The organism is Mesorhizobium sp. M0011, assembly GCF_040324155.1.
Classification (GTDB): Bacteria; Pseudomonadota; Alphaproteobacteria; order Rhizobiales; family Rhizobiaceae; genus Mesorhizobium.
On the sequence record NZ_JAMYVQ010000001.1, the window covers coordinates 66,666 to 91,159 of the forward strand.

Consider the following 24,494-nt stretch of genomic DNA (forward strand, 5'->3'; position numbering starts at 1 on the left):
GTCAGATCAAGCACTTCCGCCGACCTTCTAACCTATATCCGAAGGCGGCACCTTCTCGCCCTCCAGCTTGGCGCGCTTCGAATAGGCGCGCACGCTGAACGGTAGGAAGATCAGGTAGCCGGCAACCGAAGCGGTCAGCGTGTACCAGGGGTAGGTCATCAGCAGGAGTACGTAGAGCACGACACCCAGGATGATCGGCAACACCCTGTCGCCCGGGATTTTCAGGCTCTTGCCGGAATAGACAGGCAGCCGGCTGACCAGCAGGAAAGCGACCAGGATGGTGAAGCCGGTGGCGACGAAGGCTGCTGGACGACTGGGCTCCAGACCTGTGCGCAGGAAATAGAGATAAAGCGGCAGCATCACCAGCACGGCGCCAGCCGGCGCCGGCACGCCGACGAAATATTCGGACTGCCATATGGGGCGATCCGCCTTCTCGTCATCGAGCACGTTGAAACGGGCGAGGCGTAGCCCGCAGGCGATGGCGAACAGCAGTGCCGCGATCCAGCCCGGCGAACCGGCGCGGTCGAGCAGGAAGGCATAGAGCACCAGAGCCGGCGCCACGCCGAAATTGACGATGTCGGCCAGCGAATCCATCTGCGCGCCGAATTTGGAGGTCGCCTTCAACATCCGCGCCAAGCGGCCGTCGATGCCGTCGAGGAAGGCTGCAAGCAGCACCATCACCACCGCCGGCTCGAAGCGGCCTTCGAAGCCGAAGCGGATGCCGGACAGGCCGGCGCAAATGGCGAGCACGGTGACCAGATTGGGCAGCACCATGCGCATCGGGATTTCGCGGATGCGCGGACCGCCGCTGGCATGAGCCTCGAACTTTTTGTATTGCGTGCCCACCGGTCAGGAAACCCGAACAAGAGGCGTGCCGGCAACACCGCCGAATTCGGCCAGCACGGTTTCGCCGCCAACCGCCGTCTGGCCGACGGCAACGCGCGGCGTCGCGGTCAGGGGCAGGAACACATCGACACGCGAGCCGAAGCGGATCAGGCCGAAACGCTCGCCAGTGCCGATCGAGCCGCCGGCCTGGGCCCAGCAGACGATGCGGCGCGCCACCAGGCCGGCGATCTGGACGGCCGCGACCGTGCCATTGGGGCTCTCGATGACCAGGCCGTTGCGCTCGTTCTCGGTGCTGGCCTTGTCGAGTTCGGCATTGAGGAATTTGCCCGGCCGGTGCTCGATTTTCGCAATACGGCCGCGCACCGGGGCGCGATTCACATGGCAGGAAAAGACGTTCATGAACACCGAGATGCGGGTCATCTCGGCATTGCCGAGGCCGAGTTCGCGCGGTGGCACGGCGGGTCCGACCGCCGAGATGATGCCGTCGGCCGGGCTGACCACCAGGCGGTCGTCGACCGGCGTGACGCGCTCGGGATCGCGAAAGAAATAGACGCACCAGGCCGTCAGTATCAGACCGATCCAGAACAGGATCGAGGAGAAATAACCGAGGAAAAGCGTCGCCGCGCCAAAGGCTGCGATGAAGGGATAGCCCTCGCGATGGATCGGTACGAACGCGTTCTTGACCGTATCGACAAGGCTCATCGGTAATAAACAGGCTCCGTTTCAAGTCCGGCCTCAATAGCCGAAAGCCCCCCTCGCCGCAACGCAACAATAGGGAAGGCCGTATTGGGTGCGCCGGCAGGGGTCGCGATCCGCTTGCTAGGTCGGTGTCGTTGTCGGCAGAATTCGGGACACCGACGGTTCAAGGCGCCGGAAAAGGTTGCCCGTCCATGATCCCAAATCCGAAGGCTTCTGAAGCCCGCACCGGCCAGGTGCTCAGCGTCGAAGCGCCGGCACCTGGCATCGGCTGGCGGTAGCAGCCTTGCTACAGCCCGGGAACCCTCTGATAGTTGGCGATGTCGGCGCGAACGCCGAGCCGGGCGATCGTCTCCTGCGGGTTGAAGGCGATGCGCTCGTGCGCGGCCTTAACGATCGGCACGACCTTGTCGACGGCGGCCTGGCTTTCCCATTCGACGATGGTGACGAGGTTGAATTCGCCCGGCCCGGAGAATTGTTCGAGCAGGAAGTCCTGAACGAAGCCCTGTTGCAGGCGCAGCAATTCATGCGTTGTCCTGACCTTGGCGAGTATCTCCTCGCGGGCAGCGGCCGGAACGACGAATTTGTCCACCCTGAACACGCTGCCACCGTCAACGTTCTGATTTGTCTTGCTCATTTCGATTGTTCCGTTCCTGGATCCTGGTGTTTTGGGCTCCAGGAACGGCCTACAATCTCAACTTAAGTTGAGGTCAAGCGCAAAAATCAACTCACACGCCGAGCCTTCAATTCACCTCCGACGTCCGCCGGCGGACGATGACGCCAAGCTCGTCGCCCTCGCGGGCGATGCGCAGGCGCTCCTCGGCCTCGGTCGCCTCGCGCTGGCGGTCCCACATCGAGGCGTAGAGGCCATGCTTGCGCATCAGATCGGCATGGGTGCCGCGCTCGGCGATCTGGCCGTCCTGCAGCACGATGATCTCATCAGCGGTAATCACCGTCGACAGGCGGTGGGCGATGACGATGGTGGTGCGGCCACGGCTGACCAGATCGAGCGCGGCCTGGATTTCCTGTTCGGTGTGGCTGTCGAGCGCCGAGGTCGCTTCGTCGAGCATCAGGATCGGCGGCGCCTTCAGGATGGTGCGGGCGATCGCCACGCGCTGCTTCTCGCCGCCCGAAAGTTTTAGCCCGCGTTCGCCGACCATCGACTTGTAACCGTCAGGCAATCGCTCGATGAACGGGCCGATCTGGGCGAGTTCGGCGGCCTTGCGCATATCCTCCTCGCTGGCGCCGATGCGGCCATAGCGGATGTTGTAGGCGATGGTGTCGTTGAACAGTACGGTGTCCTGCGGCACCATGCCGATCGCGCCGCGCAGGCTCTCCTGCGTCACGTCCCTGATATCCTGGCCGTCGATCAGCACTTGGCCGCCCTGCACGTCGTAGAAGCGGAACAGCAGCCGCGAGATGGTCGACTTGCCGGCGCCCGAGGGCCCGACAATGGCGATGGTCTTGCCCGCCGGCACCTCGAAGCTGACGCCCTTCAGGATCTTGCGGTTCGGGTCATAGGAGAAATGCACGTCGCGGAACTCGACCGCGCCGGCGCTGACAGTAAGTGGCTTCGCGTCCGGCTTGTCGACGATCTCCTGCGGCACATCCAAAAGGTCAAACATCTGCTCGATATCGGTCAGCCCCTGGCGGATTTCGCGATAGATGAAGCCAATGAAATTGAGCGGCACCGACAGCTGCATCAGCATGGCGTTGATGAAGACGAAGTCGCCGACCGTCTGCGTGCCGGCCTGCACTTCGAGCGCAGACATGCACATGACGATGACGGTGCCGAGGCCGAAGATGATGCCCTGGCCGAAGTTCAGCCAGCCGAGCGAAGTCCAGATCCGCGTCGCGGCGACCTCGTAGCGCGCCATCGAGCGGTCGAAGCGCTCGGCTTCCATGCCCTCATTGTTGAAATATTTCACCGTCTCATAATTAAGCAGCGAGTCGATTGCCTTGGTGTTGGCGTCGGTGTCGCTGTCGTTCATGTCGCGGCGGATCGAGATGCGCCAGTCGCTGGCGCGGACCGTGAACCAGACATAGACCCAGACGGTGACCGCGACGACGACCACATATTTCCAGCCATAGGTGTAGGCGAAGATGCCGGTTGTCAGCGCGAATTCGAGAATGGTCGGCGCCGTGTTGAGCATGATGAAGCGCACGATCGTCTCGATACCCTTGGTGCCGCGCTCGATGATGCGCGACAGGCCGCCGGTGCGGCGCTCGAGATGGAAGCGCAGCGACAGTTGGTGCATGTGGACGAAGGTGCGGAAGGCGAGCTGGCGCACCGCGTATTGGCCGACACGGGCAAACAAGGCGTCGCGCAATTGATTGAAGCCAAGTTGCACCAGGCGCACGACATTGTAGGCGACGACCAGCATGACCGGCGCCAGCAGAAAACTCGGCAGCGGCGGCACCGATTTGGCGTCGCCGGCCAGCGCGTCGGTCGCCCATTTGAAGAAATAGGGACCGGCGACCAGCGTCAGCTTGGCGACCACCAACAGAAGCGTCGCCCATGTGACCCGGGCTCTCAGATCGGCGCGATCCGCCGGCCACATATAGGGCCACAAATTGAGCAGCGTCTTGAAGGTCGAGGAGTCGGAGACGGTTTTTTCGGCCATTTCTTGGTGCCTTCTTCTTATGTCTTTTTGACCATGATCTCGTCCGAAAACCGGGCTCCACTTTTCGGGATCATGGTCTAGCGGCCGGAGCAGCAGGAATTGACGAGCGCGGCCACCGACGCGGAAACATCGGCAAGTGCGGCACGATCGACCTCGTAGCGCGAGCGCTGACGGTCAGGTTCGAACCGGACCAGCCCGGCTTCGACCAGTATCTTCAAATGTTGTGACACAGTGGACTGCGCCAGATCGAAACGGTCGACGACCTCGCGGCAGCAGCAGGAGTTGCTTGCGGACAAGTATTTTAGGATTTCGATCCGAGCCGGGTGCGAAAGTGCTGCCAGCCGGGTGGCAACGGCTCGGCTGTCCGGGGCGCAACCAGGCATACCTATTTCAGCTAGGGATTCACTCATCGTCCATCGGCGATAAACGATGGTCGACGCTGCCGCAAGCTACTCTTCTGGGCAGAGCAGATAGCGGCTAACGCTGTGAACTGGACTTCTCGATCCCCGGGATGCCGGCAATCCGCTCAGCCAGGAAGTCGACCATCAGGCGGACCCTTGCAACGCCCGCGCGCTCCGGGACGATCAGCATGTTCAAAGGGGCGGACGGCAGTGAATAATCATCCAGTATCGTCTCGAGCAGGCCCGCCGCCAAAAGATCGTCGACAAGCCATCGGTGAGCCGGTGCGACCCCTCGACCCGCGAGCAAAGCCTCGCGCGCGGCAAGCCCATGGTCGACACGCAGGCGCCCCGCGAAAGGCACCATATGGCGCTCGCCTCCGGCGCCCTGCAAGGCAAGAGTTTCACTCCCCGCCACGTTCGACATCCGGATACCCTCATGTCCAGACAGATCCGACGGGATAGCCGGTCTGCCTCGCTGCGCCAGATAATCCGGCGATGCCACGAGCAGGCGCCGTGACAGGCCGAGGGCCCGCAGCCTCAATGAGCTGTCGGTGAGCGGCCCCAACCGAAGCGCGATGTCGACACCTTCCCTGACGAGGTCGACACGCTCATCGCTGAGGCTGAGGTCAACGCCGATGTCGGGATATCGGTCCTGAAAGTCGAAGATGAGTCGGCTGGTGTGCAAGACCCCGAAAGCGGCAGTACAGGATATCCGGACGGTGCCGGCCGGCGCGCCACGTGCGCCCCGCGCTTCGTCGCCGGCCTGCTCGACAAGGCGCAGGATCTGGACGCTGTTGGCATAGTACCGGCTGCCCTCGTCGGTCAGCGTGACCCGCCGGGTGGTCCTGCTGAGCAAAGGCGCACCCACTGCCTCTTCGAGTTCCTGCAGATGCCGCGTGACCGTCGATTGTCCGATACCCAGTTCACCGGCAACCAACGACAGATTGCCCCGTTCCGCGACGCGAACGAAGGTGCGCATGCGTTCGAGGGTGATGTCCGATTTATCCACTATTCGGCACAATCTTATGCATTACGAATATATAGCGGATTGCGTCGATATTGCCTAGCTAAGGGACCAGTTTTTCAATCCCCGGAGTCCCCCGCATGAAAATCCTACTTGTCTTCGCACATCCCGAATCCCGCTCGCTCAACGGCGCGCTCCGCGACGTCGCCATCAGAGAACTCGAGGCACAAGGCCACGAAGTGCGGGTGACGGACCTCTACGCCCAGGGTTGGAAATCAGCGGTTGATCGGGCCGACTTTCCGGTTTTGGCGCCGGGCGCGCGGCTGATGCCTGCCGCAGCGTCAAAAAAGTCTTTCGAGGCCGACGCGCTGACAGAGGACGTCAAGGCCGAGATCGCAAAGCTGCTATGGGCGGATGCCCTGATTCTCCAATTTCCGCTCTGGTGGTTTGCCATGCCGGCGATCCTCAAGGGCTGGGTCGACAGGGTCTTTGCCTACGGCTTCGCTTACGGCGTGGGCGAACATAGCGACAAACGATGGGGCGACCGCTACGGCGAGGGAACCTTGATGGGCAAGCGCGCAATGTTGATCGTGACCGCCGGCGGCTGGGAGGAGCACTATGCCCCTCGCGGCGTCAACGGACCAATTGATGATCTGCTGTTCCCGATCAACCACGGGATCCTCTACTACCCGGGCTACGACGTCCTTCCGCCATTCGTCGTCTACAGCGTCGACCGCTTCGGTGAAGCCGACTTCGAACCCACCGCCGAGCGCCTGCGCGAGAGGATGAGAACGCTCGCGACCACGCAACCCATCCCCTATCGCCGGCAGAATGGCGGCGACTATTTGATTCCGAGCATGAAGCTACGCCCCGACCTGGGAGATCCGAACATAATCGGATTCAAACTGCACCTGAGCGGTTCAACAAACTAGCTGACGTCGGCCTTTGGATGGCCTGGACTAGTTGGTCTTGGCCGGCGCTGTCGTTGCCTGCTCGCCCATCGCCTTGAGGTCGGCGGCTTCGCCTTCCTTCGACTTTTCCGGGACCTTGAACACCTGACCCGGCCAGATGCGGTCGGGATCGCTGATCTGGTCCTGGTTGGCGAGGTAGATGGTCGAGAAGCGCACGCCATGGCCATAGACGCGCCGCGAGATCCGCCACAGCGTGTCGTTGCGGCGGATGATGACGGCGCCGTCGGCATGTTCGAGCTTGGGCGCCACGGTCTCGGGCACATCGCTCGGCGGCGTCGCCTCCGCCACAACGGCCGGAGCCTCGGTGGCGGGAGCAGGCGTCGTGGCCGGAGCCGTCTCGGCCGCGGCCGGCGCCTCGGCGGCGGCAGGTGCGGCCGGCTTGGGCTGAACGGGCTTCGGCGCCGAGGGTGCCACGGCGGCGACCGCTTCGCCGGGCTCGCGCTCGAACGGCACGGCTGCGCGGGCCACAACTGTCACACCGTCGGTATCGAGGCCGTCGACACGAATTGTGTAGCTGCCGACCGGAATGTCGCGCGTCGCCTCGACCAGGAAATGACCGTCCGTCGAAGTTTGCGCATCACCGAGCAGGATATCGTTGGCATAGGCGCGCACCTTGCGGCCGGCATCGGCGAGACCGGCGACAAAGATCTTGCTGCCGTCGATCTCGACCGCCTCGACGACGATCTTGGGCTCGGTCACGCCTGCAGCGGGCGGCGTCGCCGGCGCTGCAGGAGCCGGTGCTGCGTCGACCACGGCAGGTGCCGGGGCGGGTGGTGCCGGAGCAGCTGCGGGCGCTTCGGCTGCGGGAGCAGCCGGCGCGGCGGCCGGAGCAGCCGGCTTTGCCTCGGGCGCGGGAACGGTCAGCAATTCGGCCGGCTTGCCCGGCTCCTCGACCATGGCCAGCACCTGGCCGGCCGCATCCTTGGGAACCGAAACGACGGCGGTCTGCACCGAGGGCGTTACGACATCGCCCGTGGTCGCGCGCAGCGCGATGGTATAATCGCCGGGCTTCAGCGGATCATCGAGAACGATAACGAAGGCGCCATCGGGACCAGCGACCGTCGAGCCAAGCACCGTCGAGCCGTTGAGGATCTCGACCTTGGCGTTGGGCGCCGCATTGCCGGCGACGACAATCGAGCCATTGCTTTCGACGCGCACGACATCGAAGGACGGTGCGACCGGACCGGCCGCAGCCGGCGCAGCCGCGGCCGGTGCCTGGGGCACCGCGGCGGGAGCCGCAGGGACTTCCGCGGCGGGCAGCCGCGCTTCGGTGCCGGGATCGGCCGATTTTGGCGCTGCGGGCGGCGTCTGCGCCGCCACTTGCGCCGGCGGCGTGGGATTGAGATACGGGTCGAGTGCGCCCGATACATAGGCGGTTCCCGCGGCCGCAACGGTCCCACCCGCCGCGAACAGGAACGCCTTCAGTGGATTAATTGCCATATTTCCCTACCCCTTAGCCACCTAACGCCGGTCTAGCCTGTTTTGCCAATGCCGACAAGAAAAACGGGCCGACAAGAAAAAGCCCGGGCTTGTTGACCCTTGGGGCTTGACCACGCTTTCAGACCCAATCACCAATCATCGGCATGAACACGATTCGATCCGTCTGCGTCTATTGCGGCTCGTCTCCGGGCCGCGATGAAACCTATATCAAGGCCGGGCACCTGCTCGGGCGCTCGATTGCCAAAGCGGGACTGCGGCTGGTCTATGGCGGCGGCACCAAAGGCATTATGGGCGCTGTCGCCGAAGGCGCGCTCAAGGCCGGCGGCAAGGTGACGGGCATCATTCCGCGCTTCCTGATCAACAAGGAGGCGAGCGAAACAGCGCTTGACCGGCTCGATGAACTCTTGATCACCGACAACATGCACGAGCGCAAACACAAGATGTTCGAGAAATCCGACGCCTTTGTGGCACTGCCAGGTGGCATCGGCACGGTCGAGGAGATCATCGAGATCATGACCTGGGGACAACTTGGCCATCATCGCAAGCCGATCGTCTTCGGCAATGTCAAAGGATTTTGGGATCCGATGCTGGCGCTGCTCGATCACATGGCCGCCGAAGGCTTCATCCACACCGCACAGCGGGTCAAGCCGCTGGTCATTGACGACCCCGAAGCGATCGTCGCCGCCATCATGGTGGCAGGATCGTCCGTCGACGCCCCGACCGAAGGCGTGCAGTCGGTGATAGACAAGATGTAGGGAATACGGGAGTAAGGCAGTAGGGGAATATGTGAAGTGCCTGGGAACGGCGCCCCCTATTCCCCTATTCCCCTATTCCCCTATTCCCCTATTCCCCTATTCCCCTATTCCCCTATTCCCCTATTCCTCAGCTGCCTGCCGCAAATCGGCAATCACCGCCCGTCGGTCATGACGCCGCCAGGCGAGATAGATGGAGACCGTGCGGTCGAACCACGGCAGGTCGCGAAATACGATCCGCGGCGGCGCAGCGACACGCAGGCTGGCTTGCACCGTCGCAAGGCCGAGACCGGCGCTGACAAGGCCGAGCGAGGTCAGCGGGTCCGCCGTCTCATAGGCGATGTCGGGCAGAAAGCCGGCCTTGGCGCAGGCGGCAAGGAACTGGCCGCGATTGGTGTCGTCCGGCTGGCGCACGACGGTGATCCAGGTGCGACCGTCAAGGTGGTCGGGCCCAATCTCTGGCACTTCAGCAAGCGGATCATCTTCGGGGATCGCCAGCACCAGCGGCTCATGCCGCAGCGCTATCGCGGCGACATCCGGGTCATCATCGGCTGGCGGCGAGTAGACAAAGCCCAGATCCAGCGACCGCTGCCGTAGCCCTTCCAACTGCGCCGCCGAACGCAGGCTTCTCAGCTGCAGGTGGAAATCCGGCCGGTCGCGACGGAACTGGCGCAGCATCCCAGCGACAAGCCCGGCATGAACGGCGCCTTCGACATAGCCGATGGCGAGCCGGCCGACGGCGCCGCTGGCCAGGTTGCGGCCGAACTGCTCCAAACGTCGCGCATTGGACAGCAGCGCGCGGGCTTCGACGAGGAAGGCGCGGCCCTCGGCGTTGAGGTGGACCCGCTGCTTTGCCCGTTCGAACAAAGCGACGCCGAGTTGCTCCTCGAGCTGGATGATCTGCCGGCTGAGTGGCGACTGAGAAATATGCAGCATTTCGGCGGCGCGCCCGACATTGCCGGTTTCGGCGACGGTGACGAAATAGCGGAGCTGACGCAGATCGAACATTTTTCTCCGGGCTCCAGTCCCCCAGGTCTCAACTTTAGCCTAACCAGTCTTGGACAGTCTGACCAGCGGGAGCGATAATTCGGCCATTCCAACCAAAGGAGACCGCCATGCAGTTCTTTGCCCTTCTCACCCGCAACACCGAAAAATTTGCCGATGCCGATTTCGCTCCGCTTCTACCCGGCGAAGCCGAACAGCGGCGCACGCTCTATGCCAAAGGCGCGGTACGCCAGGTGTGGAACCGAGGCGACATCCCGGGCAGCGGCATGATGTTCGAGGCAGCCGATGATGCAGAGGTTCGCGCCCACCTCGCCACCTTGCCGTTGGTCAAGGCCGGCATGATGGACATTGCCGCAATCGTATCCCTAAAGCCCTACCCCGGCTTCGGCCCGAAGCACTGACAGGGACACAACCGGGGGTGGCGAAGGCCGTCACCACCGGATTGACGTAGGTGATCGACAGACCGTGATCGGCTGTCAAGAAACCGTCACACGGAACCGGGTTCGCTCGTGCTAGAAATCAAGGCCAGGCAGCCGCCGTGCGGTGCCATCTTCGGAACATGCATCTGGCACCGCCCCCATGGATATCACTCTCGCCCCGGAAGGCACCGACCTGTCGCCCTACCTGCCCGACGAGCACGGATTGTTCTTCATCTATCACTTCACCGCTGAGGGCGTGCGAACCAGGGACACCGCCGCCGCGCACTGGACATGGCGCAGCTACCAGCTTTCCGACATGCGCGCTCGCCATGAGATCGGCACCGATCAGGCTTTGCCGGCACCAGTGCGTGAAGCTTTCCTGTCCGCCAGCCATGGCTGCCACATCGACCTCGAGGATGACTGGCTCTACGGCGACCTGCCGGACCTGCGCCATGACTATTCGGCGGAAGCGGGCGGGCTTGGCCATTTCCGCTTCGCGCTCAATGACACGATGCTGGTCGGCGCCCGCAAGCAACCACTGCAGTCGGTCGACAACATCCGCAAGGCGATCGAGAATGGATCGCGCAAGTTCCGCTCGCCAGCCGAGTTGATCGAGGCTGTCGTCGGCCAGTCGTTCGACGGCATGGTGGCGGAACTTGCGGCACTCGGCGACAGTCTCGACGGCATCGAAGACCGTATCGTCTGCGACGCATGGCACAATGAACGGCAATCCCTCGTCGACGCGCGCCGGCACCTAGTGGTGATCCACCGGCAGATGGCGACGCTCACCAATCTGTTTCGCCATCTCGACCATTCGCACCGTAACGACCTGCCCGATTCGATCAATGACATGGCGGCCCGGCTTTCGCACCGTGCGCAGACGCTGCATTATGACGGCGAGCAATTGCAGGCACGCGCCCGGCTGTTGCAGGACGAGCTTATGGCCAAGCTGACGACGCAGTCGAACCGGCTGCTGTACGTACTGTCGGTGATGACGGCGGTGCTGTTGCCGATGACCATCATCTCAGGCCTGTTCGGCATGAATGTCGGCGGCCTGCCGCTGGTCGACACGCCAATGGGCTTCTGGGTGGTGACGGCGGTAGCGATGGTAATCGCGGGAGCGACCTATCTCTTTGTCAGGCGGCTCGGACAGATGTAGCACCCGCCGGCGGCTATCACGCCGTGGCGCGAAGATCCTCGATGACGGTGCCGGCGGCGGCGACTTCCGCTTCGTGATCGGACTCGCGCCAGATTTCGGCAAGGCCAGCCGCATACCATTCGCGCATCGCCGGTAGAGCAAGCAATTGCGCCGGATAAGCCGCAGCCGCTCCCTCGAAGGGGAGCCCATAGGACTGGGCGCGGAACGCCACCGGAGCAAAGAAAGCGTCGACGGCGGTGAAATGAGCGCCGGCCAGAAACGGCCCGCCGAAACGGGCAAACCCATCGTTCCAGAGATCGCCAAGGCGAAAGAGGTCCTGCTTCAGCGCGTCGGACATCGGAAACGGCTTTACGCGCAGGCCGCAACTCATCGGACAGGCGCTGCGCAATGCGGTGAAGCTCGAATGCATTTCGGCGGCGGCCGAGCGTGCCCAGGCGCGCGCCTTGGCTTCGACGGGCCACACGCCATGGTGGCGTTCGGCCAGATATTCGACGATGGCCAGCGAATCCCAGACCGCCCAGCCATCGTCGATCAGGCATGGCACGCGGCCGCTCGGCGAGAATGGCCGGTACAGATCCCAGCTCGATCCGGTCGGGAACGGGGTCAGCCGCTCCTCGAATGGGATGTCCAGTTCTCGCATCAACACCCAGGGCCGCAGCGACCATGAGGAATAATTCTTGTTGGCGATATGCAGCAGGTACATCCGAAATCCCTTACCGTGCGGGCTGCGGCGCGGCCCTACGCGCTGTCGTCAGCATCGACCAGGAATAGACCGCCAAAGCCGCCCAGATCAGCGCGAACGCAACCGCCTGGGTGGTGCCGAAAGGCTCGTCGAAGATCAAAACGGCGATCAGGAACACCATGGTCGGCGCGATATATTGCATGATGCCGATGGTTGACAGGCGCAGCAGTTTGGCGCCGAAGGCGAACAGCAACAACGGCACCGATGTGACCGGACCGCAGCCGATCAGCAATGCCGTATCGGTGCCACTGCTGGATATGATGTGGTCCTGTCCGGTCGCGATGAGATAAACGATGTAGCCGAGCGCCGGCACAGACAGCAAAAGCACTTCGAGCAAAAATCCCTGGCTCGGTCCGATCGGCAGCGTCTTGCGGAAGAAGCCGTAGGCGGCGAAGGAAAAAGCCAACGCCAGCGACACCCAGGGCAGCTTGCCGCCCTCGATGGTCAGCACCGCGACCGCCACGGCCGCCAGCACCACCGCCGCGATCTGCAGCCGGTCGAGGCGCTCGCCAAGCAGCAGCGCGCCGACAACGACGCTGACCAGTGGATTGATGTAGTAGCCGAGCGCGGTCTCGACAGTGCGGTCGACGGCAATCGCCCAGACATAGATGCCCCAGTTGACCGAAATCAGCGCAGCCGTCAGCGCGGCCATGGCGATGGTGCGCGGCGAACGCAGTGCCGCCTTGAAATCCGCCGTGCGGCCGGCCCAAATCAGGACGGCGGCGGCGATCGGAACCGACCAGACGATGCGATGGGCAATGACTTCGGCGAGCGGCAGATGAGCGACCGCCTTCATGTAGAAGGGCAGCAGCCCCCATAGCAGATAGGCGCCGAGCGCCAGCAGAAAGCCGCGCCGGGCCTTGGAATCCGCGTCCAGGGTGATTGCTTCAGTGGCCATGGGCCAACGCTATGGCCCAGCCACCTTGGCAAGACCATCGCAAAGTTCTGATGGATCAATGGACTTTCGCTGATGGTTCAACTCTATTCGGCGGCCACCAGTCCGGCCATCTCGCGGTTCTTCATCAGCTTGTAGACGATGGAATCCATCAGCGCTTGGAACGAGGCGTCGATGATGTTTTCGGAAACGCCGACCGTCCACCAGCGCGCGCCGGTGCCATCGTGCGATTCGATCAGAACGCGGGTGATCGCCTCGGTGCCGCCATTGAGGATACGCACCTTGAAGTCGGCCAGCTCCATGTCGGCGATCTCGCTTTGGAACTTGCCAAGGTCCTTGCGCAGCGCGATGTCGAGTGCGTTGACCGGCCCATGCCCCTCGGCCACCGACATCTTCTCCTCGCCGTCGACCACAACCTTGACGATCGCTTCGGAGACTGTCTTCAGCTGGCCGTTGGCGTCGAAGCGGCGCTCGACCATGCAGCGGAACGAGGTGACGTTGAAGAACTCCGGCAGGCCGTGCAGCATCTTGCGTGCCAGGAGCTCGAAGCTGGCATCGGCGCCCTCATAGGCGTAGCCCTCGGCCTCGCGCTCCTTGACCACTGATATCAGCGCGTCGAGCCGGTGATCATCTTTCGGCACGTCGATGCCGCGCCGCTTCAACTCGGCGAGGAAATTGGCCTTGCCGCCCTGGTCCGAAACCATGACGCGGCGGCGGTTGCCGACCGTTTCCGGGGGCACATGCTCATAGGTCGCCGGCTCCTTGGCCAGCGCGGAGGCATGGATGCCCGCCTTGGTGGCGAAAGCAGAGGCCCCGACATAGGGCGCTTGCGCTTCCGGGGCGCGGTTCAGGAGTTCGTCGAAGGCGCGGGACAGGCGCGAAATGCCGGTCAGCGCCTCAGCCGAAATGCCCGTCTCGAAACGATCGGCGAAGGCCGGTTTCAACGCCAGCGTTGGTACGATCGAGATCAAATTGGCGTTGCCGCAGCGCTCGCCGATGCCGTTGAGCGTGCCCTGGATCTGGCGCACGCCGGCCTCGACAGCGGCGAGGGAATTCGCCACTGCCTGGCCGGTGTCGTCATGAGCATGGATGCCGAGATGATCGCCTGAAATACCTGATGAAATAACCTTCTCGACGATGGCGCGGACTTCCGAGGGTTGCGTGCCACCATTGGTGTCGCACAGCACCACCCAGCGCGCGCCGGCATCACAGGCGGTCCTGGCGCAGGCCAGCGCATAATCGGGATTGGCCTTGAAGCCGTCGAAAAAATGCTCGCAATCGACCAACGCCTCCTTGCCGGCGGCGATCGCCGCCTCGACGGAGGCCTTGATGGCGTCGAGGTTCTCCTCATTGGTGCAGCCGAGCGCGACACGGACATGGTAGTCCCAACTCTTGGCGACGAAGCAGATGGCATCCGACTTGGATTGCACGAGTGACGCAAGGCCGGGATCGTTGGACGCCGACACCCCTGCCCGCTTGGTCATGCCGAAGGCGACAAATTTGGCATGCGCCGTGCGCTTCTCCTGGAAGAAGGCTGTGTCGGTCGGATTGGCGCCGGGATAGCCACCTTCGACATAATCGAGGCCGAAAGCGTCGAGCAGTTTCGCGATAGCGATCTTGTCTTCGATAGAGAAGTCGATGCCCGGCGTCTGCTGGCCATCGCGGAGGGTGGTGTCGAAGAGGAACAGTCTTTCCTTTTTCATGACAGCAAGGTGCTTGAGCACCCCCCTCTGGCCTGCCGGCCATCTCCCCCGCAAAGGGGGAGATCGGCAGCTTTGACGATAGCGCTGGTCCTGCAATGTCGGCGATTGGCGAAAGCGAAGGCGACATCCAATCTCCCCCCTTGCGGGGGAGATGTCCGGTAGGACAGAGGGGGGTGTGAAGGATCGCCGTGCATCGACTATATCTTCCCTGCAAACCGATCCGTCGCCCGGATCAGTTGATCCAAAATCCCCGGCTCCGAATAAGCATGACCGGCGCCCTCGATCAGATGGAAATCCGCCTTCGGCCACGCCTTGTGCAGCGACCAGGCATAGCGCGCCGGGCACGGCATGTCGTAGCGGCCGTGGACGATGGTGCCGGGAATATCGGCAAGCTTGTGCGCATCGCGCAGCAATTGTCCTTCTTCCAGCCAACCGGCATGGACGAAATAGTGGTTTTCGATGCGGGCGAAGGCGACGGCATAGTCGTCCTGCCCGAACGGTCCACTGGTTTCCGGCTCCGGCAACAGCGTGATCGTTTCGCCCTCCCACAGGCTCCAGGCGCGGGCGGCTTCGATCTGCGCCTTGCGATCCGCGCCGACCAGCCGCTTGCGGTAGGCAGCCATCATGTCGCCGCGCTCGGCCTCCGGGATCGGCGCCAGAAAGCGCTCCCATTTGTCCGGGAACATTTCCGAGACGCCGAACTGATAGTACCATTCGAGTTCCGCACGTGTCAGCGTGTAGATGCCGCGTACCACCAACTCACTGACGCGTTCGGGGTGCGTTTCGGCATAGGCGAGCGCCAGCGTCGACCCCCAGGAGCCGCCGAACACCAGCCATTTGTCGAAGCCGGCCATTTCGCGCAGGCGTTCGATGTCGGCGACCAGGTGCCAGGTCGTATTGGCTTCGAGCGAGGCGTTGGGCGTCGATTTTCCGCAGCCGCGCTGGTCGAACAGAATGACATCGTAAAGCTTCGGCTCGAACAGCCGCCGGTGTTTTGGTGAAATGGTGCCGCCCGGTCCGCCATGCAGGAACACCGCCGGCTTGGCGCCTTTGGTGCCGGAACGCTCCCAGTAGACCTGATGGCCGTCGCCGACATCGAGCATGCCGGACTCGAAGGCCTCGATCTCGGGATAAAGCGTACGCAATTGACTGCTCATAGCTGCAAACCTTTGGTCGGCCAGTCCGCTGTTTCATGGTCTGGGTGCTGGAAGGAGATGATGGATTCCTGCCTGTTGTAATAATCAGGATCCTGGTGGACGGGCTGATCGAAGATCGTCTCCACCCATGGCAGCCGCGCGGCATAGTTGACCTGGATCTGCGGTGCCAGATCCGAACGGTCGTCGAAGGCACCGATGGCGATTTCCAGTCCGCCGGGCTGCCGATATGTCAGCGGCGTGCCGCAGCGCGCGCAGAAACCACGATCGATATTGACCGACGACTGGAAATAGCTCGGCTCTTCATGGGTCCATTCGACGCCGTCCCTGGGCACCGTGACCAGTGCACCGAAGAACGAGCCGAACTGCTTCTGGCACATCCGGCAATGGCAGATCGACGGACGGCCGAGCGCTCCATGAATGCGGAAACGCACGGCGCCACACTGGCAGCCGCCGGTTCTTACTGTCTCGGTCATGATCTTTCCTTTGGCGGCCATTGTTCGGTGTCGTGGTCCGGATGCTGATAGGAGACGAGATCCGCCAGATAAGAGGCCGACGACACGTCGGCCATCGTCTCCTCGCCCGGCAATCGCGGGATCGTATCGACATAAGGCAGCTTTGCCTCGACACCCCATTGGATCAGCGGCACGATCTCCGCCGGATTGTCGAACGCGCCGATGGCGAGGCCAACACCATCCGGCGCGGTGAAGGTCAGCGGCGTGCCGCAATCAGCGCAAAAACCGCGATCGACATGGTTGGAGGAGCGGAAGTATTTCGGCTCGCCGCGCGTCCAGTCGAGCCGGGCGCCACGCACCGAAACCAGCGGCGCATAGAACGAGCCGAACGCCTTCTGGCACATGCGGCAATGGCAGACCGAAGCGTCGCCGAGCGCGCCTTCAACGCGAAAGCGCACCGCGCCGCACTGGCAGCCGCCGGTGTAGATCGGCCGGTTGTCGAGGCTCATCTCGGCTCACTCCGGCGCATGGCAGACGGCTTCGACATTGTTGCCGTCGGGATCGAAGACGAAGGCGCCATAGTAGTTCGGGTGATAATGCCGGCGCAGGCCCGGCCCGCCATTGTCCTTGCCACCGGCAGCAAGTGCCGCTGCGTGGAAGGCATCGACCTCGGCGCGGCTGCGCGCGGTGAAGGCGACGTGCTGGTGATCCCTGGGCTTGTCCTTGGCCGAACTCAGCCAGAACACCGGCCGGTCACGGCCATAGCCGCCGACCTTGGCACCCCCGGTATATTCCAGCGGCACCATGTAGAGGAGCGCTGCACCAAGCGGCGCCATCGCCTTGTCATAGAAAGCCTTCGAAGCATCGAAATCGGCAACGGTGATGCCAAGATGGTCTATCATGAAATTGCCTCCCTAGCTGGTTCGATCGCCAGCACTTCGGCAGCGGCCAGGCCGGCCTCGATGACGATGTGCTGGCAGACATTGTCGATATCGCGAATGACGTCGTCGTTCCAGAAGCGCAGGATGGTCCAGCCACTGCTCTTAAAATATGCGCTGCGTGTCTCGTCTTGTTGTAGATTTTCGCTATCCGCATGCTGGCTGCCGTCTACCTCGACGATGAGACGATAGGCCGAGCAAGCAAAGTCAACGATATAAGGTCCGATCGGCACCTGCCGTCGAAAGCTCATCCCCATAAGCCGGTGAGCACGCAACTCATTCCAAAGTTTCAACTCCGCATCGGTCATGACGCGACGCATGGATTTTGCATTCCGGCGGTGTCGTTGCGGAACGAGATCGTGTCCCATCAAACACCCCTTCGCCGGTGATTAGCGAAATCGGCGACGAGGGCTGATCTCCCCCCTTGCGGGGGAGATGCCCGGCAGGGCAGAGGGGGGTGCTGTCCCGCCCGCTTATCAATTGGAGACCGCTGCCTTCTCAGGAAACGGTCGAAACGAGGGTAGGCAAACAGAAACGATGGCGTTCCTTCACACCCCCCTCTGTCCTGCCGGACATCTCCCCCGCAAGGGGGGAGATCGGCTGTCACCAGCGCCTCCGCCAAACTTGTAAAGGTGTTTCGCGCCACCCTCACCGCTTGACCTCCCACGTCGTCACTCGCTCGCCGTTGACCGGATCCTTGCCGTCCTTCAACTGTACACCTTGCGCCAGCAGTTCGTCGCGGATGCGGTCGGCCTCGGCCCAGTTCTTGGCGGCGATGAATGCGAGACGCTTGGCGATGGCCTTGGCGACGTGGTCTTCATCAACCGTCGCCGACGCGACATCGAAGCCGAGGAACAGCAGCGACGCCTTCAGCGCAGCAGCCGCATCGTTGCCGTCCGCTGCCTCGCCAGCCAACTGCGTCAAGACCTGGAAGGCGGCATAGGTTGCGAGATCGTCCGACAAGGCATCGATGACCTGCACGGGCAGCAGTCCTGCGGCGGCCGGCGCAAGGTCGGCCGCCCGCTTCCATTTGCGCAGCGTGTTCTCGGCCTCTTCCAGCTTGCGCACGGAAAAGTCGATTGGTTCGCGATAGTGCGTCATCAGCATCGCCAGCCGCAGGACCTCGCCCGGCCATTTGCGGCCGCCAAACGTCTCGGTCTCGAGCAGTTCGTTGATCGAATAGAAATTGCCGACGCTTTTCGACATTTTCTGACCTTCGACCTGCAGGAAGCCGTTGTGCATCCAGATGTTGGCCATCACGTCCGTGCCATGGGCGCAGCGCGACTGGGCGATCTCGTTCTCATGGTGCGGGAAAATCAGGTCGAGGCCGCCGCCATGGATGTCGAACACCTCGCCAAGATAGGCGGCCGACATTGCCGAGCATTCGATGTGCCAGCCCGGCCGACCCCTGCCCCATGGCGAATTCCAGCCAGGCTCCTCCGGCGACGACAACTTCCACAGGACAAAATCGCCGGGATTTTTCTTGTGCGCGTCGACGGCGACGCGAGCACCAGCCTGCTGCTCGTCGAGATTGCGCTTCGACAGTTGGCCGTAGTCCGGCATCGACGCGGTGTCGAACAGGACTTCGCCCGCGGCAACATAGGCATGGCCGCGTTCGATCAGGCTTTGAATCAAGGTGATCATGTCGACTTTGCCGTCGGCGCGGGGCTCGACGAATTCGGTGGCGCGCGGCTCGACCGTCGGCTCCAGGCAGCCGAGAACCGCCACATCCCTGTGGAACTGGTCGGCGGTCTTTTCGGTCACCCGCCGGATCGCCTCGTTGAGCGAAAGTGTTCCGGAAGCGATCTCGCCGCCGAAGTCGCGCAGAGCGCGCGCGTTGATCTTGTCGTCGACGTCGGTGATGTTGCGCACATAGGTGACGTGCGCCTGCCCATAAACGTGACGCAGCAAGCGGAAAAGCACGTCAAAGACGATCACCGGCCTGGCATTGCCGATATGGGCAAAGTCGTAGACGGTCGGGCCGCAGACATACATGCGCACGTTCAGCGGATCGATCGGGACGAAATCCTCTTTCGTCCGCGTCAGCGTGTTGTAGAGGCGCAGGCCCTGCGATGCGTCGGACATTCGTGCCTTCCCGGTTCAGAACTCAATGTGACGAAGCCAGCCCCGCGCGAAACGCAAATCAGGCTCCAGCCTGCTGGCCGGGGCGTTTGTCCAATCTGGGGAAAGATGAGGCGTAAACGTCCGGACCAGCACGAGGCTAGCCAATAATGCAAATGCCACAGATGGCGAAAGACGTTTTCATGGGCGGCTTTATCGCCTTGGCTTGTGTTGCCGTCAAGTCGCAAGTCTCGGCAAAAACGTCGCTGGATCACAGGTAATGATGCACTGAAACATTTTATTAAACATGTCGGCACAGTCATGAAACATTCGCCGGCTAGATCAGCAGGCGTCACGATTTGGTCAGAATCAGCTATCAAACGCAGACACGAAAATGTTACCTGGGAAGAGAAACATGCCCCGAACCAAGCAGGAAGCCAACCGAGCCAAGCAGCCGGCACTGGCCAACCACTATCGCGCGATCGGCCCGGCCGCGATCGTCGCCGCCCTCCTCCACACCGCGAAGAAGAAAAAGCCGGTACAGAAGATCGTGTCGCCCCGCGCCGCCTGAAGTGGTGTGCGGCCCTGCGCCAAGGGCGCCTGGCAAATGGCGCAGACATACGCCGCTGAAGAACAGTTCAACTAGAACAACGTCATCTGATTGTCGTCCGCGCCGGGCTTCTGGCGCTTGACCTTTTCGGGCTCCGGCCCGATCTCGCCCCGCTCCTGAATCTCCGGGCCGGTGTTGGCGACCTTGTTGACCAGGTCGGAGACGGGAATGGCCTCGAAGAAATCGAGTTGAGCCGGCCGCAACAGATCGGCGACATCACGCGGTTCGAGCGTGCGGCAATCCAGCCAACGGGCGAAATCCCTGGGGTCGATCACCACAGGCATGCGGTCGTGGATATGCGCGATGTCGGCATTGGCGTTGATGGTCAGGATGGCGCCGGTGTCCATTTCCGAACCGCCCGGCTCGGCATAGGTCTCGATCAGTCCGGCGAAGGCGACCAGCCCGCCACGCCTTGGGCGTATCCAGTAAGGCTGGCCTTTCTTGCCGCCGGTTTGCCGCCATTCATAAAAGCCGGACGCCGGCACCAAGGCGCGGCGATGGCGCATGGCGGCCTTGAACGACGCCTTTTCGGCAGCCCCTTCGGAGCGCGCGTTGAACAGCAGCGGAAACTCGCGTGTGTCCTTCACCCAGGTCGGGATCAGCCCCCAGCGCACCAGCATTGGCTGCCGGTCCGGCAGATTGGAGCCCGGCGCCCGCGGGGGGCCGGCGACCGCCATCAGGATCGGCTGGGTCGGGGCGATGTTGTAGTGCGCCGGGAAATCCTCCAGTTCCGCCAAGCCTAGCAACGCGGCAGTCTGGTCCGGCGTCGCGGTCAAGGCAAAACGTCCGCACATGGTCGATTGGCGTCCTTCGAATGGTTCAGCTTGAAAGTGGCGATGCAACCGGCGTTGCGCAACCGCTAAAGCTTGCCCATGCTGGGCGATCCACAACAGACCTGCCTACACGCCTGATCGGGAACCCATGAACGAAGCGCGCAAAACACTTCCGGCAGTCTCGGTCGCCGTCGTGCGGGCAGACACCGTGCTTCTGGTCAAGCGAGCCCGGCAACCCTCGCAAGGGCTCTATGCCTTTCCGGGTGGCAAGGTCGAAGCCGGTGAGACGCTGGAACAGGCCGCGGTCCGCGAACTGTTGGAAGAGACCGGCTTGCGGGCCACCGATTACCGCCCGCTGCGGGAAATCCACATCGACGGCAGGGATGACAGCCACCCGGTCGATTATCTCCTCACGGTCTTCGGCGCCGCCTATGCCGGCGGCGAGGCCGTAGCCAGCGACGATGCAGAGACGGCGGCCTTCTATACGCTCAGTGAGATGGCGGCATTGCCGCTCGCCGGCTCGGTGTTCGCCGTGGCCGAGGACTTGTTGGACCCGGACGGAGACGACGGGCCGAAGCCCTGAAACCGCCTTGCAGGCGACAAATTGTTTCGCCACAAAGACTTATCCTGTTTGGCAGAGCCACGCCGTTGGGTAGAGAAGGCTTATGAACCGTCCGTCCATGCTCCTCGCCGTGTGTCTTGCGGTCGGTGCGACCGTTTCGATACGGCCCGCGCTCAGCGCCGAATCGCCGTTCGAGCCTGGGTTGATGCGGCTGGCGGAGGTTCTGGGCTCGCTGCATTTCCTGCGCAATCTGTGCGGCGAGAAGGGCGACCAGTGGCGTGTCGAGATGACAAAACTGCTCGATTCGGAAAATCCGGACGCCGAGCGGCGCGCCCGCTTCATTGCCAGCTTCAATCGCGGCTACCGCTCCTTCGGCGGCACCTATACGAGGTGCACGCCCTCGGCGACCGAAGCCATCAGCCGCTACATGAAGGAAGGCGAGACGCTGTCTCGCGATATCGCCTCGCGTTACGGCAACTAGGCACTCGCTCATCAACAACTATCCGGATCATTGCTGGGCACAGCCGATATATCGGCTTGTGCCAGGCGATATCTTGGTGCAATCCTCATGTTGCACTTCTGCAACAGTATTAACGAAACCTTACCGCGCGAAAGCGGAATTAACTCAAACTGAAGGTTTTCGCCCCGCAGGCCGCCCCAATCGGCTAAGTTTGACTCGAGCTGAACGCAGCTTCGCACAAGGCAATCGGGCTTTGTAAAAGACGATCAAAAAAATGTCGTATTTACAAATACTTAATTGCCCCTGCGTGTGAAATGAACAGATCAGGCCTGATCCACATCGATGGATCGCAGCTTGAAAGGGTGGACATTCGCTTATGGAACATGGTGTCAACGACATCGACGCGCTGGTCAGGGAAGAAAAACGCCTGACCGCCGTGGAAAGCCACAGCGAGGCCTGGGCGGAAGGTCTCTCCGCCGGGATAGAGCCCGAGATCATTGCCGAAGCAGCGCTCGAAACAGCCTTCGGCGAGATGTTGCGTGCCAATGGCGAGACCTCGGCCCTTGCCCTGCTCGACCGTATGCGTGAAAAGGTGATTGCTGGCGCCTTCGAACCTGAACGGCTGCGGCACTGAACCGACCTCCGGTTCTTTGACGGCAACATGCCGCTCGGGCGTCATGCCCGGAAGCAGGGAGAAACGGGCAGTGAGTTTTTCGATGTCAGGCAAGCCGTGTGGCTTGATCCTTCGCATCTCCTTCGCCGCTTGCTGTGCCGCGATTCCCCTGCTTGTGTGTCTCGCGAGCAGCCCCGTGTATGCGCTGAGCGAAATCAAGCGCGAAGAGCTCCCCCCGACAGTCACGCCGCCGGCCGACGACGACATGTCGCCCCCCGGAAGCGCCGTGCCAATGCCCAACCCGGTCGGAACACCGCCGCCGGCCGGCCAGCCGACTGCTCCTGCCGAAGCCGAGCCGGACAGTCCGGCGGATGGCGGCGTGACCAGACCGCGCGTCGATCCGGAAACGCCGGTGCCTGAGGTCGTCTACGATCTCGGCAAGCTGCCGGAACCGGTGCGGCGCATGCACGATCTGATCGTCGAAGCCTGCGAGGGCGGCGATATCGAAAAGCTGCGGCCGTTGATCGGCACGGGCGAGAGCATGACACAGATATCGCTGACCGACATAGACGGCGACGCCATCGCCTTCCTCAAGGGCCTCTCCGGAGACCCAGACGGCCAGGAGATTCTGGCCATCCTGGAGGAGGTGCTTAATGCCGGCTACGTCCACCTCGATGCCGGCACGCCACAAGAACTCTATGTGTGGCCGTATTTCTTCGCCCTGCCGCTGGACAAGCTGGACGCCAAGCAGCGGGTCGAGCTCTTCAAGATCGTCACCGCCGGCGATTTCAATGATATGAAGCAGTTCGGCGCCTATATCTTCTACCGTGTCGGCATCACGCCTGCCGGACAGTGGTCGTTCTTCGTCGCCGGGGATTGAGCTTTCTGCCTCTGCCCTTGCAGAGATCCGGGAGCCTAGACGGGCAATGCCTCGGAAAACTCCACCGCTTTGCCTTGGCCTGGCGTGACGATTTCGCCCTCCCACATGACACGTCGGCCTCGAATGACGGTGCCGACTGGCCAACCCGTCACTTCCCTGCCATCATAAGGCGTCCAGCCGGCTTTCGAGCCGGCCTGCGCATTGGTGATCATCTCGCGCCGCATCATGTCTACGATGGTGAAGTCGGCGTCATAGCCGGCGGCGATGCGGCCTTTCCTGGCCATGCCGAAGATCCGCTGCGGGCCATGACTGGACAGGTCGACAAAGCGCTGCAAGGTCAGCCGGCCGGCATTGACGTGGTCGAGCATGATCGGCACCAGCGTCTGCACGCCGGTCATTCCCGACGGTGAGGCCGGATACGGCTTGGCCTTCTCGGCCAGCGTGTGCGGCGCATGGTCGGAGCCGAGCACGTCGACGACGCCTTGGGCAATGCCGTGCCAGACGCCGTCGCGATGGCGGGCGGCGCGCACCGGCGGGTTCATCTGGATCAGCGTGCCAAGGCGTGCGTAGTCGTCGGCGCTTAGCGTCAAATGATGCGGCGTTGCCTCGCAGGTCGCGACATCCTTGTGTTGTTCGAGAAACACAATCTCCTCGGCCGTCGAGATGTGCAGGACATGAATGCGGGCGCGAACGCTGCGCGCGATGCGTACAAGCCGTTCGGTACAGCGTAAGGCGGCGATCTCGTCGCGCCAGACAGGGTGCGATGCCGGGTCGCCCTCGATGCGCTCGCCAAGACGCTCGCGCAGCCGGAATTCGTCTTCCGAATGAAAGGCTGCACGGCGGCGCGTGTTTCTCAGGATCGAGGCGACACCTTCGTCGTCCTCGACCAGCAGATCGCCGGTGGACGAGCCCATGAAAACCTTGATCCCGGCCGCGCCCGGCAATCGCTCAAGCTCGCCGACATCCCCGGCGTTTTCGCGGGTGCCGCCGACCCAGAAGGCAAAATCGCAATGCATGCGATCCGTGCCGCGCCGAACCTTGTCGGCAAGCGCTGCCTCGCTGGTGGTCAAAGGATTGGTGTTGGGCATCTCGAACACGGTGGTGACGCCGCCAAGCACGGCCGCGCGCGAACCCGTTTCCAAATCTTCCTTGTGCTCCAATCCCGGCTCACGAAAGTGCACCTGGCTGTCGATGACGCCCGGCAGGATATGCAGGCCGCGGCAATCGATCGTCTCGCCCGCCGAGGCCTGGCGGAGATCGCCGATGGCGGCGATGCGCCCGCCCTTCACGCCGATGTCGCGAGCCCCTTCGCCGTCGTGGTTGACCACGGTGCCGCCTGTCAGGATGAGGTCGTAGATCATGGCCATGCTC

General features: G+C 62.8%; 28 protein-coding genes. 9 read left to right on the top strand and 19 right to left on the bottom strand.

Annotated elements, in window-relative coordinates; translation table 11 throughout:
• Positions 1 to 27: 27 nt before the first annotated feature.
• The 6 genes from NKK51_RS00330 to NKK51_RS00355 all read right to left on the bottom strand — a co-directional run bounded on the left by NKK51_RS00330 (position 28) and on the right by NKK51_RS00355 (position 5,576).
• Entirely contained in the window at positions 28 to 846 is an 819-nt protein-coding gene (locus NKK51_RS00330; RefSeq protein WP_013532542.1) for a CDP-alcohol phosphatidyltransferase family protein, read from the bottom strand.
• A 3-nt stretch (positions 847 to 849) separates the two neighbouring features.
• The gene (locus NKK51_RS00335) at positions 850 to 1,548 is read right to left on the bottom strand and encodes a phosphatidylserine decarboxylase (protein WP_023813734.1); all 699 of its coding nucleotides are present in this window, start codon (positions 1,546 to 1,548) and stop codon (positions 850 to 852) included.
• A gap of 283 nt (positions 1,549 to 1,831) precedes the next feature.
• Complete coding sequence (locus tag NKK51_RS00340) at positions 1,832 to 2,179, bottom strand: antibiotic biosynthesis monooxygenase family protein (RefSeq protein WP_352550571.1); 348 nt, start codon at positions 2,177 to 2,179, stop codon at positions 1,832 to 1,834.
• A 106-nt stretch (positions 2,180 to 2,285) separates the two neighbouring features.
• The gene (locus tag NKK51_RS00345; protein ID WP_352550572.1) at positions 2,286 to 4,166 is read right to left on the bottom strand and encodes an ABCB family ABC transporter ATP-binding protein/permease; all 1,881 of its coding nucleotides are present in this window, start codon (positions 4,164 to 4,166) and stop codon (positions 2,286 to 2,288) included.
• A 77-nt stretch (positions 4,167 to 4,243) separates the two neighbouring features.
• A complete protein-coding gene (locus NKK51_RS00350; RefSeq protein WP_031213736.1) occupies positions 4,244 to 4,576 on the bottom strand; it encodes an ArsR/SmtB family transcription factor in 333 nt (110 codons plus the stop codon).
• Positions 4,577 to 4,643: 67 nt separating this feature from the next.
• Positions 4,644 to 5,576, bottom strand: coding sequence for a LysR family transcriptional regulator (locus NKK51_RS00355; RefSeq protein WP_352550574.1), 933 nt, complete (start codon positions 5,574 to 5,576; stop codon positions 4,644 to 4,646).
• A 95-nt stretch (positions 5,577 to 5,671) separates the two neighbouring features.
• On the opposite strand from NKK51_RS00355, the gene NKK51_RS00360 reads away from it, so the two are divergent.
• Positions 5,672 to 6,463 carry an NAD(P)H-dependent oxidoreductase gene (locus NKK51_RS00360; protein WP_352550575.1) on the top strand — a complete coding sequence of 264 codons (792 nt, stop codon included), beginning with the start codon at positions 5,672 to 5,674 and terminating at the stop codon, positions 6,461 to 6,463.
• A gap of 27 nt (positions 6,464 to 6,490) precedes the next feature.
• On the opposite strand, the gene NKK51_RS00365 is transcribed toward NKK51_RS00360, so the two are convergent.
• Positions 6,491 to 7,942 (bottom strand): LysM peptidoglycan-binding domain-containing protein, encoded by a 1,452-nt coding sequence (locus tag NKK51_RS00365; protein WP_352550577.1) that lies wholly within the window; start codon positions 7,940 to 7,942, stop codon positions 6,491 to 6,493.
• Between the two features lie 143 nt (positions 7,943 to 8,085).
• Between NKK51_RS00365 and NKK51_RS00370 the strand changes: the two genes are divergently transcribed.
• Complete coding sequence (locus NKK51_RS00370) at positions 8,086 to 8,697, top strand: LOG family protein (RefSeq protein WP_127289311.1); 612 nt, start codon at positions 8,086 to 8,088, stop codon at positions 8,695 to 8,697.
• Between the two features lie 120 nt (positions 8,698 to 8,817).
• On the opposite strand, the gene NKK51_RS00375 is transcribed toward NKK51_RS00370, so the two are convergent.
• Positions 8,818 to 9,702, bottom strand: a complete 885-nt coding sequence (locus NKK51_RS00375; protein WP_023812906.1) for a LysR substrate-binding domain-containing protein — start codon at positions 9,700 to 9,702, stop codon at positions 8,818 to 8,820.
• A 107-nt stretch (positions 9,703 to 9,809) separates the two neighbouring features.
• On the opposite strand from NKK51_RS00375, the gene NKK51_RS00380 reads away from it, so the two are divergent.
• Together NKK51_RS00380 and NKK51_RS00385 are read left to right on the top strand one after the other, a co-directional pair.
• Complete coding sequence (locus NKK51_RS00380; RefSeq protein ID WP_352550579.1) at positions 9,810 to 10,100, top strand: muconolactone Delta-isomerase family protein; 291 nt, start codon at positions 9,810 to 9,812, stop codon at positions 10,098 to 10,100.
• Positions 10,101 to 10,278: 178 nt separating this feature from the next.
• Positions 10,279 to 11,277, top strand: a complete 999-nt coding sequence (locus tag NKK51_RS00385) for a transporter (protein WP_352550580.1) — start codon at positions 10,279 to 10,281, stop codon at positions 11,275 to 11,277.
• Positions 11,278 to 11,293: 16 nt separating this feature from the next.
• Here NKK51_RS00385 and NKK51_RS00390 read toward each other — a convergent pair whose 3' ends face one another.
• The 9 genes from NKK51_RS00390 to cysS form a co-directional block, all read right to left on the bottom strand.
• Positions 11,294 to 11,980 carry a glutathione S-transferase family protein gene (locus NKK51_RS00390; RefSeq protein WP_352550582.1) on the bottom strand — a complete coding sequence of 229 codons (687 nt, stop codon included), beginning with the start codon at positions 11,978 to 11,980 and terminating at the stop codon, positions 11,294 to 11,296.
• 10 nt (positions 11,981 to 11,990) lie between these two features.
• Complete coding sequence (gene rarD, locus NKK51_RS00395; protein WP_352550583.1) at positions 11,991 to 12,917, bottom strand: EamA family transporter RarD; 927 nt, start codon at positions 12,915 to 12,917, stop codon at positions 11,991 to 11,993.
• Positions 12,918 to 13,000: 83 nt separating this feature from the next.
• Positions 13,001 to 14,617: a citramalate synthase gene (gene cimA / locus NKK51_RS00400; RefSeq protein ID WP_352550585.1), complete on the bottom strand. Its 1,617-nt coding sequence runs from the start codon at positions 14,615 to 14,617 to the stop codon at positions 13,001 to 13,003.
• Positions 14,618 to 14,814: 197 nt separating this feature from the next.
• Positions 14,815 to 15,774: a prolyl aminopeptidase gene (gene pip, locus NKK51_RS00405; protein WP_352550587.1), complete on the bottom strand. Its 960-nt coding sequence runs from the start codon at positions 15,772 to 15,774 to the stop codon at positions 14,815 to 14,817.
• Entirely contained in the window at positions 15,771 to 16,247 is a 477-nt protein-coding gene (locus NKK51_RS00410; RefSeq protein ID WP_109662751.1) for a GFA family protein, read from the bottom strand. Before NKK51_RS00410 ends, pip begins: the two co-directional genes overlap by 4 nt.
• Positions 16,244 to 16,735: a GFA family protein gene (locus tag NKK51_RS00415; RefSeq protein WP_127289329.1), complete on the bottom strand. Its 492-nt coding sequence runs from the start codon at positions 16,733 to 16,735 to the stop codon at positions 16,244 to 16,246. The genes NKK51_RS00410 and NKK51_RS00415 overlap by 4 nt, the downstream gene beginning before the upstream one ends.
• 6 nt (positions 16,736 to 16,741) lie before the next feature.
• Positions 16,742 to 17,128 (bottom strand): VOC family protein, encoded by a 387-nt coding sequence (locus NKK51_RS00420; RefSeq protein WP_023812897.1) that lies wholly within the window; start codon positions 17,126 to 17,128, stop codon positions 16,742 to 16,744.
• Complete coding sequence (locus tag NKK51_RS00425) at positions 17,125 to 17,532, bottom strand: endonuclease domain-containing protein (protein ID WP_352550589.1); 408 nt, start codon at positions 17,530 to 17,532, stop codon at positions 17,125 to 17,127. Before NKK51_RS00425 ends, NKK51_RS00420 begins: the two co-directional genes overlap by 4 nt.
• 280 nt (positions 17,533 to 17,812) lie before the next feature.
• Positions 17,813 to 19,249: a cysteine--tRNA ligase gene (gene cysS, locus NKK51_RS00430; RefSeq protein WP_352550591.1), complete on the bottom strand. Its 1,437-nt coding sequence runs from the start codon at positions 19,247 to 19,249 to the stop codon at positions 17,813 to 17,815.
• Positions 19,250 to 19,640: 391 nt separating this feature from the next.
• On the opposite strand from cysS, the gene NKK51_RS00435 reads away from it, so the two are divergent.
• Positions 19,641 to 19,796 carry a hypothetical protein gene (locus NKK51_RS00435; protein ID WP_081738801.1) on the top strand — a complete coding sequence of 52 codons (156 nt, stop codon included), beginning with the start codon at positions 19,641 to 19,643 and terminating at the stop codon, positions 19,794 to 19,796.
• 71 nt (positions 19,797 to 19,867) lie between these two features.
• On the opposite strand, the gene NKK51_RS00440 is transcribed toward NKK51_RS00435, so the two are convergent.
• Positions 19,868 to 20,629, bottom strand: a complete 762-nt coding sequence (locus tag NKK51_RS00440) for an SOS response-associated peptidase (RefSeq protein ID WP_352550594.1) — start codon at positions 20,627 to 20,629, stop codon at positions 19,868 to 19,870.
• 127 nt (positions 20,630 to 20,756) lie between these two features.
• Between NKK51_RS00440 and NKK51_RS00445 the strand changes: the two genes are divergently transcribed.
• The 4 genes from NKK51_RS00445 to NKK51_RS00460 all read left to right on the top strand — a co-directional run bounded on the left by NKK51_RS00445 (position 20,757) and on the right by NKK51_RS00460 (position 23,123).
• The gene (locus tag NKK51_RS00445) at positions 20,757 to 21,191 is read left to right on the top strand and encodes an NUDIX hydrolase (protein WP_127289337.1); all 435 of its coding nucleotides are present in this window, start codon (positions 20,757 to 20,759) and stop codon (positions 21,189 to 21,191) included.
• Between the two features lie 82 nt (positions 21,192 to 21,273).
• Positions 21,274 to 21,651: a TIGR02301 family protein gene (locus NKK51_RS00450; RefSeq protein ID WP_013532565.1), complete on the top strand. Its 378-nt coding sequence runs from the start codon at positions 21,274 to 21,276 to the stop codon at positions 21,649 to 21,651.
• A gap of 355 nt (positions 21,652 to 22,006) precedes the next feature.
• The gene (locus NKK51_RS00455; protein WP_008874920.1) at positions 22,007 to 22,264 is read left to right on the top strand and encodes a hypothetical protein; all 258 of its coding nucleotides are present in this window, start codon (positions 22,007 to 22,009) and stop codon (positions 22,262 to 22,264) included.
• 70 nt (positions 22,265 to 22,334) lie between these two features.
• Positions 22,335 to 23,123: a hypothetical protein gene (locus NKK51_RS00460; RefSeq protein WP_164779946.1), complete on the top strand. Its 789-nt coding sequence runs from the start codon at positions 22,335 to 22,337 to the stop codon at positions 23,121 to 23,123.
• Between the two features lie 35 nt (positions 23,124 to 23,158).
• Here the strand turns inward: NKK51_RS00460 and NKK51_RS00465 are convergent, their stop codons facing one another.
• Positions 23,159 to 24,490 carry a dihydroorotase gene (locus NKK51_RS00465; RefSeq protein ID WP_352550596.1) on the bottom strand — a complete coding sequence of 444 codons (1,332 nt, stop codon included), beginning with the start codon at positions 24,488 to 24,490 and terminating at the stop codon, positions 23,159 to 23,161.
• Between the last annotated feature and the right edge of the window lie 4 nt (positions 24,491 to 24,494).